Here is a 20,626-nt window from a genome sequence, read left to right as displayed (position 1 = left end):
CAATTAACGCGCACGCCCCAAACTGCCTCGACGACATAAATCACGACGAATACGTGTAATTCCTGCTTGCGGTTTTTGTTCTTCTTCAAGACTCGCAAGAACAAGTTCTAACACACGTTCTGCAATATCACGATGTCGTTGAGCGACAGATAAAACAGGACATTCAAGGAAATCCAATAACTCATGATCACCAAAAGTCGCAATAACCAATTGTGTTGGTAAACGACCACTACGTTGTAATGTCACATCCATAACCCCTTGTAATAAAGCGAAAGAGGTAGTGAATAACGCATCAGGCATTGGATTGTTATTTAACCATTCAGAAAAAGCAGCCGCAGCAGCTTCTCGTTCATAGCTATTTGCATATAGGTAGGTGACTTCTCTAGGATCATCTTTCCATACATTACGGAAACCTTGTTCACGTAAAAAACTCACAGAGAGTTCAGGAAGTGCGCCTAAATAGAGTACAGATTGCGAAGGGAATGCTTTTAATTCTGTTGCCAGCATTTTGGCGTCTTCTAAGTCATCGCCAACAACACTGATAAAATGCTCACTTTCTAATGCTCGGTCTAACGCAATAATCGGTAATGAACGATTTGCCCAACGCTGATAGAAAGGATGCTCTGGTGGCAATGCTGTTGAAACAATAATGGCATCAACTTGACGTTGCAGTAAGTGCTCAACACAACGAATTTCGTTGTCTGGCTGGTCTTCTGAACAGGCAATCAGTAATTGATAACCGCGTTGACGCGCTTGTCGTTCAAGGTAATTTGCGATCCTGGTATAACTGGTATTTTCCAAATCAGGAATAACCAAACCAATAGAACGCGTACGACCAGCACGTAATCCCGCGGCAACAGCGTTCGGGTGGTAATTATGCTCTCTGACCACCGCCATCACTTTTTCAACAGTCTTGTCACTTACACGGTACTGTTTCGCTTTACCATTAATGACATAACTTGCTGTTGTTCGTGAAACACCAGCCAAGCGGGCGATTTCATCCAGTTTCACATTAGCCTCTTTTAATTATTAAATGTGTTATTTATTACATATTGCTATGAATTTCAGTCATCATGCTGATCTGAGTTTGCATTTTAACACAATTTACTGATAAAACCGTATGCGTCAACGTTTCCGTTTATGTCTTTTATCAATTATTTCAATCATTATTATCTATCAATAAGTAATTTCAAAAGAAAAAAGCACCATTTAGGTGCTTTTTCATCAATTAAAATTAATCTTGATACATTAATTCGATTTCATTTCGATAGCGTTCAAAAATAATTTTACGGCGAAGTTTCAATGTTGGTGTTAATTCACCCGATTCCATAGAAAAGCCTTCAGCAAGAAGAGTAAAGCGCTTAACTTGATGAAAACTTGCAAAGTTTTTTTGCATTTCACGTAAACGTTCATCAAATAGCTCTTTAATTTTAGTATGGCGTAATAATTCCATACGATCTTGATATTTTAGATTTAATGCACGCGCGTGTTCTTCTAATGCATCAAAGCAAGGTACGATAAGTGCAGAAACAAATTTGCGTGTATCTGCGATCACCGCAATATGCTCAATAAAGCGGTCTTGCCCTAATGTTCCTTCGATCATTTGTGGTGCAATGTATTTACCATTTGACGTTTTCATTAAATCTTTTAAACGTTCAGTGATAAATAACATGCCATCACTATCAAGTGCACCAGCATCTCCGGTACGTAACCATCCATCTTCTGTAAAGGCATCCGCCGTATCTTCAGGCTTATTGAAATACCCTTTCATGACAATGCTGCCACGTACTTGGATTTCGTTTTCTGCGCCAATACGCACTTCGACGCCCGGCAATGGGGTGCCAATAGAACCTAATTTATATTTGTTCTCTTCCCAGCATGAAACTGTGGCGCAGGTTTCTGTCATACCATAGCCATATTTAATATTGATACCAGTAGCCAAGAAGAAGCGGATCACAGCATCATCTAAACGCGCTCCTGCCGCAGGTAAAAAGCGAACTCGCCCACCTAAAATTTGACGCACTGGACTTAACACTTTTTTATCTGCAAAACGATAACATAAGCGGGAAATAAAGCCCTGTTGACGTTGATTTAGTTGTGCTTCACGCTGTTTTTCACCCTGCTTTATCGCCCATTTAAAGATAAATTGACGAAACACTGAAGCTTGAGACACTTTATCTTGAATAGCGCTATACACTTTCTCATAAAAGCGAGGAACGGCGCACATCACGGTAGGTTTAACCGCACTCATTGCCTCTCTGACAGCATGAGTGTCAGTCAAATACACGTTAACCGCACCTGTATGCATCACATAGAAGCTCCACGCGCGTTCAAAAACGTGAGAAAGAGGTAAGAAACAGAGAGAAACATCTTTATCAGATAATGAGAGACGCTCATCATGTAGATAAAGTTGTGATGCTAGACTTGTATAGTCAAGCATAACGCCTTTAGGTTCACCTGTGGTTCCTGATGTATAAATCAGAGTAAACAGATCATCTAAATTGCATTCATTAATACGCTGTTTTAACACGTCATCATGCTGAAATGTTGACTGGTTAATTAAATTTTCCAGATAACATGAAGGTATATTTTCGTTTAACACAACATCAGAGTTAAACACAATAATATGTTCAAGCTGAGGACATAACGCTAATAATTCAGAAACAATATCGTATTGCTTTTGGTCGCCAACAAAAAGAATACGAATATTCGCATCATTTAAAATGTAAGCGGCTTGTTCAACACTACTTGTTGCATAAAGAGGAACAGTTACTGCACGTAGCTGCAAAGAAGCAATATCAGCTAAAGACCAATCAATGGTATTTTGAGAAAAGATCCCAATATTTTCTTGAATATCCACACCCATTTCTAACAATGCATTTGAGAGCGCGCGTGTTTTCTTTTCAACCGACTCCCAAGACATTTCGATATTGCGCTTAGCATCCCACTGACGATAAGCAATTTTATTCCCGCTGTGCAAAAATTGCATCTGCAATCTTCTAATTATATGATAATCATGAAGATTATTATTAGTTATCATAATTTTCCTGCTATTTATGGAAAAGCGACCGTGTTATGAAACCGAAATGGAGAAAATGTCTCCCTTACAATTTCAGCTTACACATGTTCGCTGACTCGAATAAAAGTCTAAGTGATCCACCAAAATAAAGGAATTCAATTTTACATAAATTTGTAAAATTGTGAGTTATGAAAAGTTTTGTCAAAAAAGGCTATCTCATCATCGTGAGAAAACTAAATATGATGATCTTATTTTTTATGGAAAGCCGAAAAGAAAAGCTGATAAATAACAATAGGTAATTGTTATAACTTAATCAATGACAATATAGAGAGGAGAATATTAGTGAAAAAAAATAGGTTTAGCACAGTATAATACAAATAAGAGTCATTATTACAAAGAAAGGGCAAAAATAGTGACAGCAATCCAATTTAGTTTACCTAACTGCATAAACGCCATTTTGGTCATTAGCCGAATAGCTAACGTTATCTGCCACTATTTCTGCATAATTAGTAAAAAAAACTAATTATGAGCAAAAACACTCTATTTTTGACAAACTTCACTTAATAAATTTTTCATCCATAAGTGGCCTTTATCACGCGCTGTTGACTCATGCCAAATCAAGTAACATGGACGCTCTGTTTTTTCCCAAGGTAACGACACAGCTTTAATATCTAATTGCTCAGAATAACTTTCAACTAACCATCTTGGTGCAATAGCGACCAAATAAGTTCTAGATACAATATTTAATACACTATTTAAATCGGTTCCTTGATAAGTGATTAAATCTTCCAAATGAGTATCTTTATAATAAGGCGCACTAAATGAACCAATATCATCTAAAGAAACAATGGAATGTTGCTCATTTAATAACATCTCTTGGGTCACACTCTCTTTAATACGAGGATGTTTATTAGAAACGACTAAAACAACTTCGTCATTAAATAGTGGTTGTGAATGAAATTCAGTCTTTTCAAATTCCTTATAGCTAATAAAGAACTCAACTTCTTGATATTTTAATTGGTGTTCTATATTGCTATTTAAATAAGACTTAATATTAACGTTAATATTAGGTGTTTCATTTTTAATTTGTTCAACTATTTTGGGTGCTAGTTTTATATCTAGAGGACTACAAATAGATAAATTAAATATACGCTCACTTTGTTCTGGTTCAAATCCTGCTCCAGGAAGCTCGTTATGAACCAATTGTAAGGCTTGTCTTACTGGGCCAAAAAGTTGTTTAGCTCTTAATGTAGGTTGAATACCGCGTCCATAGCGAACAAATAATTCGTCATTAAACATAACTTTAAGGCGAGATACAGCATTACTCACTGCGGGTTGTGACATGCCCAGTACTTGCGCAGCACGGGTAACATTTTGCATTTGCATAACAGCATCAAATACCGTTAATAAATTAAGATCAACATTACGTAAATGCATATCTGCTGATTCTCTGCTGGTAACTGTTGCTGATGTGTAATCCGTCATTTCTTACTCCACTATGTTATCATAATAGTCAAATAAACATTATTAACTAATATATTATTAATAATAAATAAGCTTTAACTATTACTTAAACTATTTATTAAAATTTATTATTCATCATCCATGTATATAACTAAAAACATAATTTTCATATCAATAAAAAAACATATTTCATATAAGAAATTAATTTTGACATTAAAATTACATGTATAGAAAATGATTATATCAATATATATTACAACCTGTTTTACCTTCTGCCTTGCAAATAATAAAACAAAGTATGATAAAAATCATAATAAAATAATGTACTTTCATTCCTAAAATAGGTATCCGATATCTATTATTTTTTATAATACAATGATTTTTATTCTTACATTCAAAACGTTGCTCACATTTGTCAATTATTCCTCCCCTAACCCCCTCTTTTTCCCCTACCCACTGGCTGATTAAAAAAAAAGCAAACAATTGTTTAATTTTTCATTTCACTCTTTTTCAAACAACGTATGGAACATTAACCCAATCAATGAATGCTTGATAGTTATAATCATTAGTAAAAATTTAGATATTAGCCAGAATCACTATGAAAAATTTATAAATAACACTGACAAATGAATTAATAAATTCCAACACTTGACATCTTTATTGGTATTAGGTATCAATAAATACAGATTATTGAGAACTTATCTAAGGATGTTTCATGTCAAACGCAATTTTACTATCAAGCCTACTACTACTCGCAACTTTTATGCGCGGTCGGCTTATGGGTAAAAAGTGAAACACACCTGCCCTTAGAGAGAAAACCCGCGCTAGTCGCGGGTTTTTTTATACCTGGGAGAGCGCAAACAGCAAATAAAAAGAGAAAGGAACAGATTATGAGCCATGACGTGATTATTTTTGATACTACATTGAGAGATGGTGAACAAGCATTGCAGGCGAGCTTAAGCGTAAAAGAGAAGTTACAAATTGCTTACGCTTTAGAGCGTTTAGGTGTGGATATCATTGAAGCGGGCTTTCCTGTTTCTTCTCCCGGTGATTTTGAATCCGTACAAACCATTGCACGCGAAATCAAAAATAGCCGTATTTGTGCATTAGCACGCTGTGTTGATAACGATATTGATGTTGCAGCAGAGTCTTTAAAAGTCGCAGAAGCTTTTCGTATCCACGTGTTCTTGGCAACCTCGGCATTGCATGCTGAACATAAATTGAAGAAATCATTCGAAGATATTATTGAAATGGGCGTGAACTCAATAAAACGAGCTCGTCGCTATACCGATGATGTGGAATTTTCTTGCGAAGATGCGGGACGTACTCATATCGATAATTTATGTCGAATTGTTGAAAGCGCAATTAATGCTGGTGCAACCACCATTAATATTCCAGACACCGTAGGCTATACAACGCCTTATCAGTTTGGTGGCATTATCACCAACTTGTTTGAGCGTGTTCCCAATATTGATAAAGCTATTATTTCTGTTCACTGTCATGACGATTTGGGCATGGCGGTCGCTAACTCAATTACCGCAGTACAAGCGGGTGCAAGACAAGTCGAAGGGACAATTAATGGCTTAGGCGAACGTGCAGGTAACTGCGCATTAGAAGAAGTCATTATGGCGATAAAAGTCCGTGAACAAATGATGAATGTTCAGACACGGATTAATCACAAAGAAATTTATCGCACCAGCCAATTAGTCAGCCAATTATGTAATACGCCAATTCATGCTAATAAATCTGTTGTTGGCTCCAATGCATTCGCGCATTCATCGGGTATTCACCAAGATGGCGTTTTGAAGAACCGCGAAACCTACGAAATCATGACTCCAGAATCTATCGGATTAAAAGAAGTGCAACTGAATTTAACTTCTCGCTCAGGTCGTGCGGCAGTTAAACATCGTATGGAAGAGATGGGTTATCGTGAAACAGATTATAACTTGGATACTTTATATTCTGCCTTCTTACGTTTGGCTGATAAAAAAGGCCAAGTCTTTGATTACGATTTGGAAGCTTTAGCATTTATGGGACAACAGCAACAAGAGCCTGATGAGTTTGTAATGAATTATTTTAATACTCAATCGGGTTCATCAACCGTTGCTACCGCGAGTGTCAGCATTACTCATGGTGATAAAGAAATTACTGAAGCAGCAACGGGTAATGGTCCCGTCGATGCGGTTTATCAAGCCATCTCTCGCGCAACAGGTTATCCGTTGAAATTAGTCACTTACCAATTAACAGCTAAAGGTGAAGGCAGAGACGCCTTAGGGCAAGTTGATATCGTCGTTGAATATCAAGGACGTAAATTTCATGGAATGGGTTTAGAAACTGACATCGTAGGTTCATCAGCAAATGCCATGATCCACGTTATTAATAGCATTTGGCGCTCAGAGCAAGTCGAAATAGAAAAACGCAAACAACACACAACACAAGAAGCGGTTTAATTATGTCAAAAAATTATCATATTGCAGTATTACCCGGAGATGGTATTGGCCCTGAAGTCATGGCTCAAGCACAAAAAGTGATGAAGGCAGTTAGTGAGCGCTTCTCACTCAATATCACAACAAAAGAATACGATATCGGTGGCATTGCCATTGATAATCATGGTACTCCGTTACCCGCAGATACTTTAGTAGGTTGTGAACAAGCTGATGCGATTTTATTTGGTTCAGTCGGTGGTCCTAAATGGGAACATTTACCTGCAAATGAACAGCCAGAACGTGGTGCTTTATTACCATTACGTAAGCATTTTAAATTGTTCTGCAATTTACGCCCAGCTCGCTTATATGAAGGTTTAGAAGCCTACTGCCCATTACGAGCCGATATTGCACAACGTGGTTTTGATATTTTATGTGTACGTGAATTAACAGGCGGTATCTATTTCGGTCAACCTAAAGGTCGTGAAGGTGAAGGTGCACAAGAGCGTGCTTTTGATACTGAAATTTATCATCGTTATGAAATTGAACGTATTGCACGCTTTGCGTTTGAATCAGCACGTAAACGCCGTCATAAAGTAACCTCAATTGATAAAGCTAACGTATTACAAAGCTCTATTTTATGGCGTGAAGTGGTAACAGGGATCGCAAAAGAATACCCAGATGTTGAAATTCAGCATATGTATATCGATAACGCAACAATGCAGTTAATTAAAGATCCTTCTCAGTTTGATGTGTTGCTGTGCTCCAATATTTTTGGCGATATTTTATCTGATGAATGCGCAATGATCACTGGCTCTATGGGAATGTTGCCATCTGCCAGTGTTAACGAAGAACGCTTTGGCTTATATGAACCAGCTGGAGGTTCAGCTCCTGATATAGCAGGTAAAAACATTGCTAACCCTATTGCACAAATTCTGTCTGCCGCACTGTTATTACGTTATAGCTTTAATGAAGATAATGCAGCTCAAGCCATTGAAGATGCTATCACACAAGTGTTAGCAAAAGGCTATCGCACCGCAGATTTAGCGGGTGATGGTAACGCAATCACAACCGCCGAAATGGGTGATCGTATCGCTCAATATATTCGTGAAGGGGCATAACATGGGTAAAACATTATATCAAAAAATTTATGATGCACATGTTGTCAGAGAAGTGAGTGATGAAACACCCATTCTGTATATCGACCGGCATTTAGTGCATGAAGTGACATCGCCTCAAGCCTTTGATGGATTAAGGACAAAAGGTCGCCCTGTTCGTCAACCGAATAAAACCTTTGCAACGATGGATCACAACGTATCAACACAAACTAAAGATATTAATGCTTGTGGTGATATGGCAAGAATTCAAATGCAAGAGTTGATGAAAAACTGCCAAGAATTTGGTGTCACGTTGTATGACTTAAATCATCCTTATCAAGGAATTGTTCACGTAATGGGGCCAGAACAAGGCATAACCTTACCGGGAATGACTATTGTTTGCGGTGATTCACATACAGCAACTCATGGCGCTTTTGGTTCATTAGCTTTTGGGATTGGTACTTCAGAAGTTGAACATGTTTTAGCAACTCAGACCTTAAAACAGTCTCGTGCTAAAACATTAAAAATCGAAGTTCAGGGTAAAACAGCCATTGGGATCACGGCAAAAGATATCGTATTAGCCATTATCGGCAAATTAGGCAGTGCGGGGGGTACAGGCTATATCGTTGAATTTGCAGGTGAAGCCATTGAAGCCTTAAGCATGGAAGGTCGAATGACCTTATGTAACATGGCAATTGAGATGGGAGCTAAAGCAGGTTTAGTCGCACCTGATGACACCACTTTTGACTACTTAAAAGGGCGTCAATTTGCGCCTAAAGATCAGTCATGGGATGAAGCCGTCACTTATTGGAGAACCTTAAAATCTGATGATGATGCAATCTTTGATGCCACAGTGACTATCAATGCTGCCGATATCGCACCACAAGTCACATGGGGAACCAACCCAGGCCAAGTCATTGCGATTGACCAAATTGTTCCATTATTAAACAGTTTTAACGATCCTGTTGAACGTGCCTCTGCTGAAAAAGCCTTGGCTTATATGGGATTAAGTGAAGGCGTTAACTTAACAGATGTCGCTATCGACAAAGTCTTTATTGGCTCTTGTACAAATTCTCGTATTGAAGATTTACGTGCTGCCGCTGAAATAGCCAAAGGTCATAAAGTCGCCTCTCATGTTCAAGCGATTGTTGTTCCGGGTTCAGGGCCGGTTAAAGCCCAAGCGGAAGCGGAAGGCTTAGATAAAATCTTTATTGAAGCAGGTTTTGAATGGCGCTTACCGGGTTGTTCAATGTGTTTGGCCATGAATAACGACCGATTAAATCCAGGCGAACGCTGTGCATCTACCAGCAACCGTAACTTTGAAGGCCGCCAAGGTCGTGGAGGTCGAACACACTTAGTTAGTCCTGCAATGGCGGCAGCTGCTGCTATTAATGGTCATTTTGCAGATATTCGTACATTTGCAGTGGCATCTTAAAGGAGAACACAATGAATAAATTTACTCAACACACGGGTATTGCGGTTCCTTTAGATGCAGCAAATGTGGATACCGACGCCATTATTCCTAAGCAATTTTTGCAGAAAGTGACGCGTACTGGTTTTGGTAAACACCTGTTTCATGATTGGCGTTTTTTGGATGACGAAGGCACTCAGCCTGATCCTACATTTATTTTAAATCAGCCAATTTACCAAGGCGCTTCTATTTTATTAGCACGAGAAAACTTTGGTTGTGGATCATCTCGTGAACACGCACCTTGGGCATTAACTGATTATGGTTTTCACGCCGTTATCGCACCCAGCTTTGCTGATATTTTTTACGGAAATTCATTTAACAATCAATTATTACCCATCAAATTAAGTGATGATGAAATCTCACAATTATTTGATTGGGTAAAAGAACATGCTGGTACACCAATTACCGTAGATTTAGTGGCACAAGAGGTTAGAGCGGGTGAATTACATTTCTCTTTTGAAATCGACTCATTTCGCCGTCACTGCATGATTGAAGGATTAGACAGCATTGGATTAACGCTGCAACACCAAGATGATATTAGTGCTTACGAGGCAAAACAACCCACCTTTATGCGCTAACTACAGTAATTTTTTCACCTTCTTCTACTTTCTGTGATGTTTACTTTGTCATTCTTGCCGTAAATTCATTTACGGCTTTTTTTTGCTCAAATAAAAAAGCCAGTGATCCGTATCACTGGCCGGTAATCACCGAATGCTCAAATGGGGGAGTCTGTCAGTATTCGTAATTTGTGATAACTAACATGAGAGCTAACTTTAAACACAGGCATTATCGGTCTAATATAAGGAAATTAAAATTGATCACTTTATCAAGGGATTTCCTCTTTTATGACCTCACCCCGCTTAGAGTTACAATTTATTCGCTTATGGCAAGCCTTTCAGGGAAAAGCAACCGAAACAACGTTACAAGAATTAGCACAAACCCTGCATTGCACACGTCGTCATGTCCGCTCTTTATTAAATAAAATGCAAGAAATAGGTTGGATAAATTGGCAAGCAGAAGTCGGTCGAGGTAAAAAATCCACGCTTATTTTTCATTCTAATGCACTTGAGATCCAACAAAATCGCGCCGAAAGACTAATAGAAGATAATGATATTGAAAAGCTTGTAGCACTAATGGGTGATAAAGATTCTGTACGCCAAATGGTGCTCTCACAAATTGAAAAAAGCTTTCATCCCGGTCAACAATTACTACGTATTATTTACTACCGTCCCTTTAAAAATTTATTACCAGGAACACCATTAAGGCGCTCTGAATTGCATTTAATGAGCCAAATATTCAATTCGTTGGTGCATCTAAAAGAGGAAAATGGGGAAGTAGAAGCGGAATTAGCTCATCATTGGCAAATGCTCACAGAGCAACATTGGCGATTTTATTTACGTCCCTCTATCTATTTTCATCATGGTCGAGAGCTTACACTTGAAGATATCAGCACTTCTTTAATGAGAATGAAACACTGCAATCCTCTTTATGCCCATATAGAACAAATTTCCTCGCCCCAACCTTATGTGCTCGACATTTACTTAAGCGAAGCTGATAAGCAATTTGCAACGTTATTAGGGAGTCCACAAGCTGTTATTTTGCCGCAAGAATGGGCATCACTTCCCTCTTTTGCACAACACCCTATTGGCACAGGCGCTTATCAAGTTATCGCTAATGATAAACATAAGCTGCAAATCAAGGCCTTTAATCGCTATTTTGGCTTGCGGGCATTATTAGATGAAATTGATATTTGGGTCGTTCCTGAACTGAATAACAAGATGGTTTGTTCAACTATTCATTTAACGGACGATGATACCAATAAAGATTCATTAGAAAGTCGTAAAGAGGAAGGGTGTTATTTTCTTCTCTATGATAGTCGCTCAAAACTGTGCCAACAGACTGAAATAAGGGAATGGTTAAGCAGTGTATTGACCCCTGTTAATATGCTCACTCATTGTGATCCTTTCTATCAACGTCATTGGTCTCCCGCTTATGGCTTATTACTTCATTGGCATCACAGTAAATTAATACGCCAACATCCTAAACCAGCTTCATTAACAAAACTCACTGTCACGCTTTATAAAGAGCATCATGAATACAGTACTATTGCAGACTTAATAGAAAGTATTTTATCTCAGTATGATATTGAACTAACCATTCAAGTACTTGATTATGAACAATGGTATTACGGTGAAGCTAATAGTGATATTTGGTTAGCGACAGTGAATTTTTATAAGCCTTTAGAGTTCTCAATTTTTGCTGCACTTTATGAATTACCCCTCTTTCACCAATGTTTGGGAGCACCGTTCTCACAAGAGCTCACATTATGGCATCAAAAATCTTTGCCACTTGAAGAGTGGTGTCGCCAGCTAACACAAGATATTTGGCTTTACCCTCTATTTCACCATTTATTAGAGCTACAAGGGCAGAGAACCATACGAGGTGTCAAAATGAATACTTTTGGCTGGTTTGATTTTAAATCAGCGTGGTTTACACCTGATATCGATACACCAAGATTAAAATAGGTTATCGTCTCTTTTCAGCATACGGATTAGCCATTATTTGCGTTAATTCACAGAAACCTTGAAAGTTATAAACACCCACATAAATGCTTAGGGGATTTATTCACTTTTTCTGTGGATATCTATGTGAAAAAGAGTGAGATAATCAGGGTATAGTTTTTATATTGTTAGAAAGGCTGTTGATATAAATTTTAAAATATCACTTATAATTCAAATTAATAGCTATATTTCAATGCCTATTTCAGCGATTGGGTAAAACAATTAAAATACTCCCCTGCTTAAATCGCACAAAAAATAACCATAGGGTGTTTTATCCACAGGTTATGCCGATTAGTTAGACAAAATAGGATAATTTTGGCAAATATCTGCAAAAGTCAAGGCTGTAAATCAGAACAGTGATCTCACTTTCTGTGAGTTATCCCATAAAGCTGTGGATAACCTAGTGCAAAAGCCTGTTTATGATTTCAGGATAACCGTGCACAACTTAGAATTATAAATTTCAATTGGCGAGTTAACTCAAAAAAATGATGATATATCATGCTATTATGATTTAAATGAAATAAAGCTAAATACGTTATCAATAACCTGTTTTTTCTGTCTATTATTTATACAAGAAGATAATAACTATGTTTACGCCACCAGTAGCGCCCGAAAATGAGCAAGTTTTATTCGAACGAGCAAAAGCGCTTGCAGGTTATACTTTTGGTGAACTTGCCTCTTTTGCACAACTTCCTATCCCAATTGATCTTAAAAGAGATAAAGGCTGGGTAGGTATGTTGTTGGAATATTATTTAGGTGCAAGTGCAGGTAGCAAACCTGAGCAAGACTTCAGTGAGTTGGGCATTGAACTCAAAACAATTCCAATTGATAGATTAGGTATGCCTTTGGAAACAACTTTTGTCTGTGTCGCAGCATTAACCGGAAACAGCGGTATTACATGGGAAAATAGCCATGTAAAACGTAAACTCTCAAAAGTATTATGGGTGCCTGTTGAAGGAGAAAGGGAAATACCATTAGCACAACGTCGCGTCGCCTCTCCATTACTTTGGAGCCCTAATAGGACGGAAGAAGAATTATTACGTCATGATTGGGAAGAGCTAATGGATATGATTGTGTTGGGTAAAGTAGAAAGCATTACCGCACGCCACGGACAAGTCTTACAAATCCGTCCTAAAGCAGCTAACAGCAAGGCATTAACCGAAGCCATTGGTGAAAATGGACAACGTATTATGACATTACCCAGAGGCTTTTATTTAAAAAAGAATTTTACCGCTCCACTGCTTGCTCGTTATTTTCAGCTTTAACGTTATCGTAGTTAAGATATTTGTTATCTGTGAAACAGCCCCAAATCAAATTGGAGCTGTTTTTTTAAGTTATGGCATCTCAATGATTAAAAAATCACAACTGCTTTTCCACTAATGCCAAAGGTGACCATGTCGATAGCGACATAGTTTCATGATTGTTTACGACAGTAAATTGTTGCTGATTGAATATTGCCATATCTTGGATAATATTTGCCACCCCTTGTAATGATAGCTCTGAGGATGTTTCAGTCATCGAAATAACAGGTTTCTGTTCTTTTTCATTCACCTCATTTGCTGCCATTTTTACAGTTAGCGTAAATTGCTTATCTTCAGTTTGATACTGTGTATTATTACCCACTTGAGATGAAATCAATGTTTCATTTTCCGTCAATCCAGTCACAAAAATATGACTGTTTTTTCCTTCATCATAAACAGTCACATGACTTTGCCGTTTTTGCACCACATATACATTGTTACCTTCACCCCCACTCAGATAATCATGACCAAATTGAGAAATTAACAGATCGTTGCCTTCACCTCCGCTCAAGCGATCATTACCTTCTCCAGCAATTAAAATATGATGCCCTTTATTGACAAGAATATTATCATCACCTTTCCCACCATCAATAACTGAGCTTATATTATTATGATTAATAACAATATCATTCCCATCATTCAGTTCAATAATAGGCAATAAATCAATGAGTTCTTTCGGTTTATCTGCAAGTGCTACTGATAATGGAGTTGAATAAGGCACTACTGAATTAACACCATAGGCAGATAATGCTTCTTTATTTAAAATAAGTGATTCAGGGATCACTAATAAATCATCATTATTACTTATATTTAAATTCAAATTAACTACAGGCATTAGCAAATTTGAATAGCTATCTTTAGTTGGTAATGTAAAAACAATATTATCTTTATCTATTAATCGAATACTCACGTTTGTATCGACGATTTTATTTAATAGCTCTGAATCGAAAGATAGCGTTAAATAATCATCAGGAAGATAGCGATGAGATAAAAGGCCATCTTTAAATGTTAAATCAAAACCACTTATATCTGTTAAAAAGAAATGGCTCACATCAGCATCAGTTAGTTTATCGATATAGTCAGATAGTGAGATATTTACCCTTTCATTGTTATTGTTTGTTAAAAATGTTTTTATTTGATAACTGTCATTTCCCTGACTTAATTTAATGTATGAGTTAGCCTCAATACCAAAATAATGATTATTTTGGTTATTCCCGTGAATACCAAATCGTAAATTTGTTCCAGATGAGAAACCACTATATTTAAACTCTGGCAATAATTTTATATTTCGACTCTGACTTTTAAAAGCAGTCACAACTAAATTATCATACTCATTAATATAAAAATCTTTAATTGCTAATTTTGATTCATTATATTTTTCTAAATAACTAAACTTGTATAATACCTTATCTTTAGTACTTTCATCCAACGTGAGTGTAAAACCATCTTGAGTTATTAATGTATAACGATGTGAATGCGTATTATTTACTGAATCATCATAAACATTTTTCAATGTCACAGAATGATAAATATATTTTCCCTCCTGATTTTCATTATTAATTTTAAAATCAAAAATAATATCTTTTTTATTACGTTTTATTGATGTTATCTCATCAAAACAATAATTAAACCTTACAACACTAGATCCGAAATTATTAGTTTCATTAATTATAGTTTCAAATAATTTATTATAACTCTGTTCTAAAGAAGAACGTAAAATAACATAGCTATCATTGCCCTCCCCCCCTTCAGCATAACCTTCATTTAATACAAGTGTATCATTTCCCCCTTTACCATATAAATGATCAACACTACCAGCACCATTTAAATAATTATCCTCTTCATTACCCAAAATATAATCATCACCTGTTTCACTGCCAATAACATTTTCAATACTGTCTAAATACGCAATGACTTGCTGATCTTGTAACTCTATATTAGGCATTGTATCAATAAGTTTTTTCGAATAAAAACGCCCTTCACTTTGATAAAGATAAAGTTTTGAATGAAAACTTTGGCTATTAGTTTTATCTTCTGAGTTTTGAAATTTAACGTAATTATGTTGTAAATCGACTTTATAACCCGTGTATTTACCTGTGGTTTTTATCAGGCGAAGTGTATCATTTCCTTCTCTACCATAAAAACGACTCGCATAATAAGGTGACTCTGATGTAAAGACATTAAATACATCATCTTTTTCACCACCACTTAATCGCTTAGTGCCATTATAAATATCGAATGTATTTTGAGTTATTGAGGGTGCTGCAATAATATCATTACCATTATGTGTGTTAAAATAAAGCACTGCATTTTCATGCCAATCCGAAGTATAGTATTTTTCAATATTATTAGTTTTTATTAATCCATTCTCTAATTTACTTTCTCCTAATTTATTAATTACATATTCTTTAGTCGTTTTACTATTCTTAAAAAAATCTTCATCCACTATCTCGCCAAAAATAGCATCTTCGTCGTCAGAAGCAATTTTTATTGTATATCGGTTTAACTCATTAATATAAAAATCCATATCAAAAATAAGTTTTTCATCTGTGGCAATCGCTTCTTTAGGTAAATAATATTTATAGACTGTTTTTTTCGCACGCAGATTAGGATGAAGCGCTGACATTTCTTCAGCTTCTTTTTGGCTCATATTTTGTGCTATTCGCTGAGAAATAAAATCTTTTGAAGGTATTAAAATAGAATCGACTGTTTCTTCTATTAATGTAGAAATAACTTTATAATAATAATGTTCTTGATAAATCTGTTTTTCATTTGTATAAAAATAGCTACTATTTGGGCTCTGTTCTTTTATTTCTTCATAATGAGTTAACGCTTTTTTATCAATCATCTCTTCAAGTTGATTTTCGGTGTCTAAATATATTATCTCATTTTTCTTATCTGGCATAATATCGCCCATAAGAAAGGCATGAAAACCATTATTTAATTCCTCCATAGGTGTAAAATTGACTTGTTTTTTTGCCTCTTCAATTAATCTTACTGCATTATAAATTGAAGTTGCCAATGCAATCAAAGTACTCGCGACAATACCAATAGGTCCTGCAATTGTTGAACCTGCAAGTATAGCTATAGAAATGCCGACAGTAACAAGCCCTGAAACAATCGCGAATGAACCATTAACGATATAATCAATTTTTCTCTTTTCATCAGTCTCACCTGAAATACGGCTGAAATTATCATAAGCATGATAAATATCAAATCCAACTGAAAGCACATTAAGCGCAATCCCTACTCGCGTGCTTATCTTACTCACATATTCCAAAGGGTTGTGTCGATATCGCAATAATCCTTTTGCTATTGCAATTTCAATTATTTCAGAAACCCCATTAAATGCCATTTCAGACCACATTAAGGACAAGTCAGTAATGATTTCTTTTCGTTGTTGTAAAGATATATTTGGGTTATTGAGTTGTTCTGCTAAAGAAAAAGTATTATTAACAGACTGCCACATGGAATAACCAATATTAGCATAACCTACCTTACTCAATATTTTCATATGTCTAGGTATTTTTAATGAAGGTTTTCTGATGCTCTCCCAATAATGTTCATCAAATGGGACTTTTTCTAATTCTAGAATTTTAACTAATCGTTCATAACTTGCAAGATAATCAATACGCTCAGCATTAATTGAAATTAATTTTTTTATATTCTCTTCTTTATTATTTAATAAGCTTCTAATAATAGAAATAGCTGTTTTATCATCATCTGTTCCCGAAGCACATAAGAAATAATCATTTAGCTTATCCGCATCGAATGTAAAATTAGAATAATCATGATTTTTTTCAAAAATATCCGTATGCTCTATTTTTTTATTATTAATTTTCGCACCTAAGCTGATAAGTAGTCTTTTGTCTACTTCGATATCATGGATTTTTATTTTATCCTCTACAATTTCACTATTATTAAGCCCTAAGCTTAATTCAAATAAATTATCAGTTGATTTATTCTCATGTGATCTTTTTTGACTTAATGCTCGTACTTCGTTTATACCAAATGATGATAAAATATCTTTATTACTATTTAATGAGATTAAATAATCAACATCATTAATAGCAATATTATACTCTTGTTCATTTAAAGCTATTTTCAATAAATCAACTGTCAATTTATTTTTATTAGGTTCATTAAAATAATGAGAGAGTAAATCAATTGATGCGTCACTTAAATAATCAATCGATTTTGGTATATCATAAATATTATTTATTAATAATTTAATTCTATTTAAATTATCAGTTATAGTATCGTTTAAATAGTTAAAATCATAGCTGTTTTTCCATGCTTCTAAGGTTATATTTTCATTCACATACTGATTAAACGCTTTACTCATTAATGGATCATAAAGAGCAATATATAATTTATTGGATAATAAGGTGCTATTATCAATAGAGAAAACCTCTGAAATTTCTTTAAAGTATTTATGTATTGCATATTCAACTGAAATTTTGCCTTCGATAATTTTATCTATCACATTTTTAATAGTGACTGATCCTAGTGATTCACCACACCAAGCTCCAAAAATATTATTCAGCTGGAAAGAATTTATCTTTCTTTCCGTTTTTTCGTTAAATGTCGTTCTATACTTATCAATACCAATGCCTTTTAATTCTCCGTCATATAAATCAAAAACGGGCTCTTGATAATTTATTTCATTAGCAATTTCTAATACAACGTAATTTTTATTATTGATAATTTTATTTTTTATTACACGAAGATGTGTTCCCGGTGCAATAATTGCTCTTTCTGAACTACCTGAATGAAGACTTGTTAATGGTTTAGCTCGGTGCTTTCCAACAATAGAAACATACACATTATCAGACGATGTTTTCTTTACTTTTTCAATATTACTAAAGCCATGAAAAATACCATCAAAAGCGAGCAAATTTCCTTTTTCATAATTATTTTTTAAAACATCACTATTTTTAACAGTAAATGATTTATATATTGGTGTATCAATATCAGAATATTTAGATAATAAAGAAAAGACACTAATTAAACTAGTTTCATTCGTTCTATTCAAAAAAAGTCCATCTGTCTTAATCAATGACTCAAGTAATTGATAACCTACTTTTTTAAACCATTGTATATCTCTTATTTTAGAATAAAATTCGATTCTCTCTTTTGTAGATAGAAGATGATTTTTATTAGTCATCTTATTTAAAAGATCATTTTTACGATTATATTCTGATGATAATAAAGTTATTTCATTCCTAGCATTATTATTGAGTTCTATTTTAGACGAAATTGTATTATTTTTAACATAAGAACCTTCATTAAACTTATTAAGTGAAGCTTCATGTTCTAACGTATATTTATCTTTTTTATCTATGCTTAACTTTCGTCCTACTTCATTTTTTGTATCAATAAATGAGGCTGAGATCTTTCGTTTATTTGTAAAATAATTATCATTGATCCCATTGTTCCATTTTTCATTTAAAGGCGCAATATAACCTAAATCAATCATAAATTGCTGAAACTTTGAAAATTCATCTGGTGATTGTAATACAACAGTGCCATTATTATTAATATAAAATAAATCATGTAATGTTTGATTTTTTGAATTAAGGGATTTATCAAATAGTGATTTAGGAACAAAAAAAGTGGCAGGAAAATTATCATGAATTACTGCAAAGGGATTAGCATCATCGGCACCATGATGGACTATTTCCATCCCTATTGATCGCCCCAATGCTGTGTTTAGTTCATTTTTTAGTTCTTTTATTTGCTGACTAATAAACCCTAATTGATGTCCTTCATTTTTTTCATATAATAATTGATTATTGTACAATATTTTTTGCTTATCAGTGAGTTCAGAGTAATTCACACTTTGTTTCCATTCCTCCCAAGATACAGGCATATTAACCCGTGTATTTGTTCCTAAATGGCTATAAGGATAAATCACCGTAAATAGATCATAATCCGCAATCATCGGTTTATTTGATATAGGATCAGCTATCACCAATACAGGCTCTACTTCAAGTCGATTATGGTGTTGAACTAAATAATACTGTTTTCCTTCTATTATTTGTGGTTCTAAAAAGAACTCATGTGTTTTATTATTGTGTATGACTTCAAAAGTTAAAGGTGAATCTTTATCATAAGGATAATTGATCACCTTGCTCTCCATCAATTCGTCCACTCTTTCGGTAGAAAGATAAAGCTCACTCACAGATGCAACGCCTGTTTTTATTGCATCTGCTACTGCGTCCTTATATTTCAATAGATCTTTTTGTGCCGATGCTTTAGCCAGTGATTGATCGACAGGAATAAAACCAGCCATAGGTCCCCAATCAGAACTTTTCGCCTTGATAGCTAAACTCTTACTACTATATTCTCCCGATGAAATTAATGAAGTTGAGTTAGTATCGATCGGTCTTACACCAATAATAAGCCCTTTTTCTTCTGCTATCTGAGAAAATATCGCTTGATCTTTAATTGGCATACCTATTTTTACTTCGTTTAACTCCTTTTTTCTATGATTATTATAACCTAATGAATTTAATATCTTATTATTTTCTTTTTTGTTTAATTCTGAAAAGCTATTATATTCTTCTCTATTTGTGAAGCTGATTTTTTTTACTTTTTTATTTTTACTTAATAATTCATTATAGATGAGATTATTGTTATAGTCCTCGTCAGGATTTTCATAAGAGAAATAAATATTTGTATTTATTTCCAAATCTGATGGAAAAATAAATTCATTTTTAGGAAGATAACTACTTAATATAATGCCTTTTATTTCATTATTCTTGGCAATATTATTTGCATATAATAAAAGCGCATTTTCTCTTTGATCGTTATTTCCATGAATGAAAATATTTTGAGGTAATTGCCCTCTATGCTGTAACCAAAGATGTTCTAATAAATCAGAACCTGCATTTTTGTTTTTTGATACATCAACAATAAATAAATCATATCCAGCCGCATGATATTCATCTACATATCTAAGATAGTTTTTTTCTATTTCATCTGCTTCACTCAGAAGAATAATGACATTTTCGTTAGTGTTCTTTCTTTTATCATTTAATGAATAATATGCATTTATTTTATCATTTCTTACTTTTTTTAAGATATCTGTCTCTGCTTTTATGAGTGTAAATCGATATGATTCATCATTATCTATTAATAATTTATTTTCTTCCATTTTATATTTTCCATTTAAATAATTTATTTATCTGAAAAATAATTGCATTATTTCATTAATGTAAATATAAAAAATAACACACATTAAAATAAGATGTATAATTATAATAAAACGAGTAAGAACAAGAATAG

At 34.7% G+C, this 20,626-nt stretch carries 10 protein-coding genes; 6 read left to right on the top strand and 4 right to left on the bottom strand.

Annotation, left to right across the window (positions count from 1 at the left end; genetic code table 11):
* Nucleotides 1-3: 3 nt before the first annotated feature.
* The 3 genes from cra to leuO form a co-directional block, all read right to left on the bottom strand.
* The gene (gene cra / locus JEP36_RS13775; protein WP_075670767.1) at nucleotides 4-1,011 is read right to left on the bottom strand and encodes a catabolite repressor/activator; all 1,008 of its coding nucleotides are present in this window, start codon (nucleotides 1,009-1,011) and stop codon (nucleotides 4-6) included.
* A gap of 223 nt (nucleotides 1,012-1,234) precedes the next feature.
* Nucleotides 1,235-3,040 carry an AMP-dependent synthetase/ligase gene (locus JEP36_RS13770; RefSeq protein ID WP_198620832.1) on the bottom strand — a complete coding sequence of 602 codons (1,806 nt, stop codon included), beginning with the start codon at nucleotides 3,038-3,040 and terminating at the stop codon, nucleotides 1,235-1,237.
* 519 nt (nucleotides 3,041-3,559) lie between these two features.
* The gene (gene leuO / locus JEP36_RS13765; RefSeq protein ID WP_109371160.1) at nucleotides 3,560-4,504 is read right to left on the bottom strand and encodes a transcriptional regulator LeuO; all 945 of its coding nucleotides are present in this window, start codon (nucleotides 4,502-4,504) and stop codon (nucleotides 3,560-3,562) included.
* 869 nt (nucleotides 4,505-5,373) lie between these two features.
* On the opposite strand from leuO, the gene leuA reads away from it, so the two are divergent.
* From leuA to mutH, 6 genes are all read left to right on the top strand, one after another.
* Nucleotides 5,374-6,933 carry a 2-isopropylmalate synthase gene (gene leuA / locus JEP36_RS13760; RefSeq protein ID WP_109371162.1) on the top strand — a complete coding sequence of 520 codons (1,560 nt, stop codon included), beginning with the start codon at nucleotides 5,374-5,376 and terminating at the stop codon, nucleotides 6,931-6,933.
* Between the two features lie 2 nt (nucleotides 6,934-6,935).
* Nucleotides 6,936-8,027, top strand: a complete 1,092-nt coding sequence (gene leuB / locus JEP36_RS13755) for a 3-isopropylmalate dehydrogenase (protein ID WP_198620833.1) — start codon at nucleotides 6,936-6,938, stop codon at nucleotides 8,025-8,027.
* 1 nt (nucleotide 8,028) lies between these two features.
* Nucleotides 8,029-9,438, top strand: a complete 1,410-nt coding sequence (gene leuC, locus JEP36_RS13750; RefSeq protein WP_198620834.1) for a 3-isopropylmalate dehydratase large subunit — start codon at nucleotides 8,029-8,031, stop codon at nucleotides 9,436-9,438.
* Nucleotides 9,439-9,449: 11 nt separating this feature from the next.
* The gene (gene leuD, locus JEP36_RS13745) at nucleotides 9,450-10,052 is read left to right on the top strand and encodes a 3-isopropylmalate dehydratase small subunit (RefSeq protein ID WP_198620835.1); all 603 of its coding nucleotides are present in this window, start codon (nucleotides 9,450-9,452) and stop codon (nucleotides 10,050-10,052) included.
* 267 nt (nucleotides 10,053-10,319) lie between these two features.
* On the top strand, nucleotides 10,320-11,999 hold the full coding sequence (gene sgrR / locus JEP36_RS13740) for an HTH-type transcriptional regulator SgrR (RefSeq protein WP_198630355.1): 1,680 nt from the start codon (nucleotides 10,320-10,322) through the stop codon (nucleotides 11,997-11,999).
* Nucleotides 12,000-12,622: 623 nt separating this feature from the next.
* Entirely contained in the window at nucleotides 12,623-13,300 is a 678-nt protein-coding gene (mutH, locus tag JEP36_RS13735; protein ID WP_198620926.1) for a DNA mismatch repair endonuclease MutH, read from the top strand.
* Nucleotides 13,301-13,394: 94 nt separating this feature from the next.
* On the opposite strand, the gene JEP36_RS13730 is transcribed toward mutH, so the two are convergent.
* Nucleotides 13,395-20,495: an anthrax toxin-like adenylyl cyclase domain-containing protein gene (locus JEP36_RS13730; RefSeq protein WP_198630354.1), complete on the bottom strand. Its 7,101-nt coding sequence runs from the start codon at nucleotides 20,493-20,495 to the stop codon at nucleotides 13,395-13,397.
* Between the last annotated feature and the right edge of the window lie 131 nt (nucleotides 20,496-20,626).

The organism is Proteus sp. PR00208 (assembly GCF_016238545.1).
Lineage (GTDB): Bacteria > Pseudomonadota > Gammaproteobacteria > Enterobacterales > Enterobacteriaceae > Proteus.
Note: the sequence above shows the minus strand (reverse complement) of the source record. Positions and strands in the feature narration are given on the sequence as shown.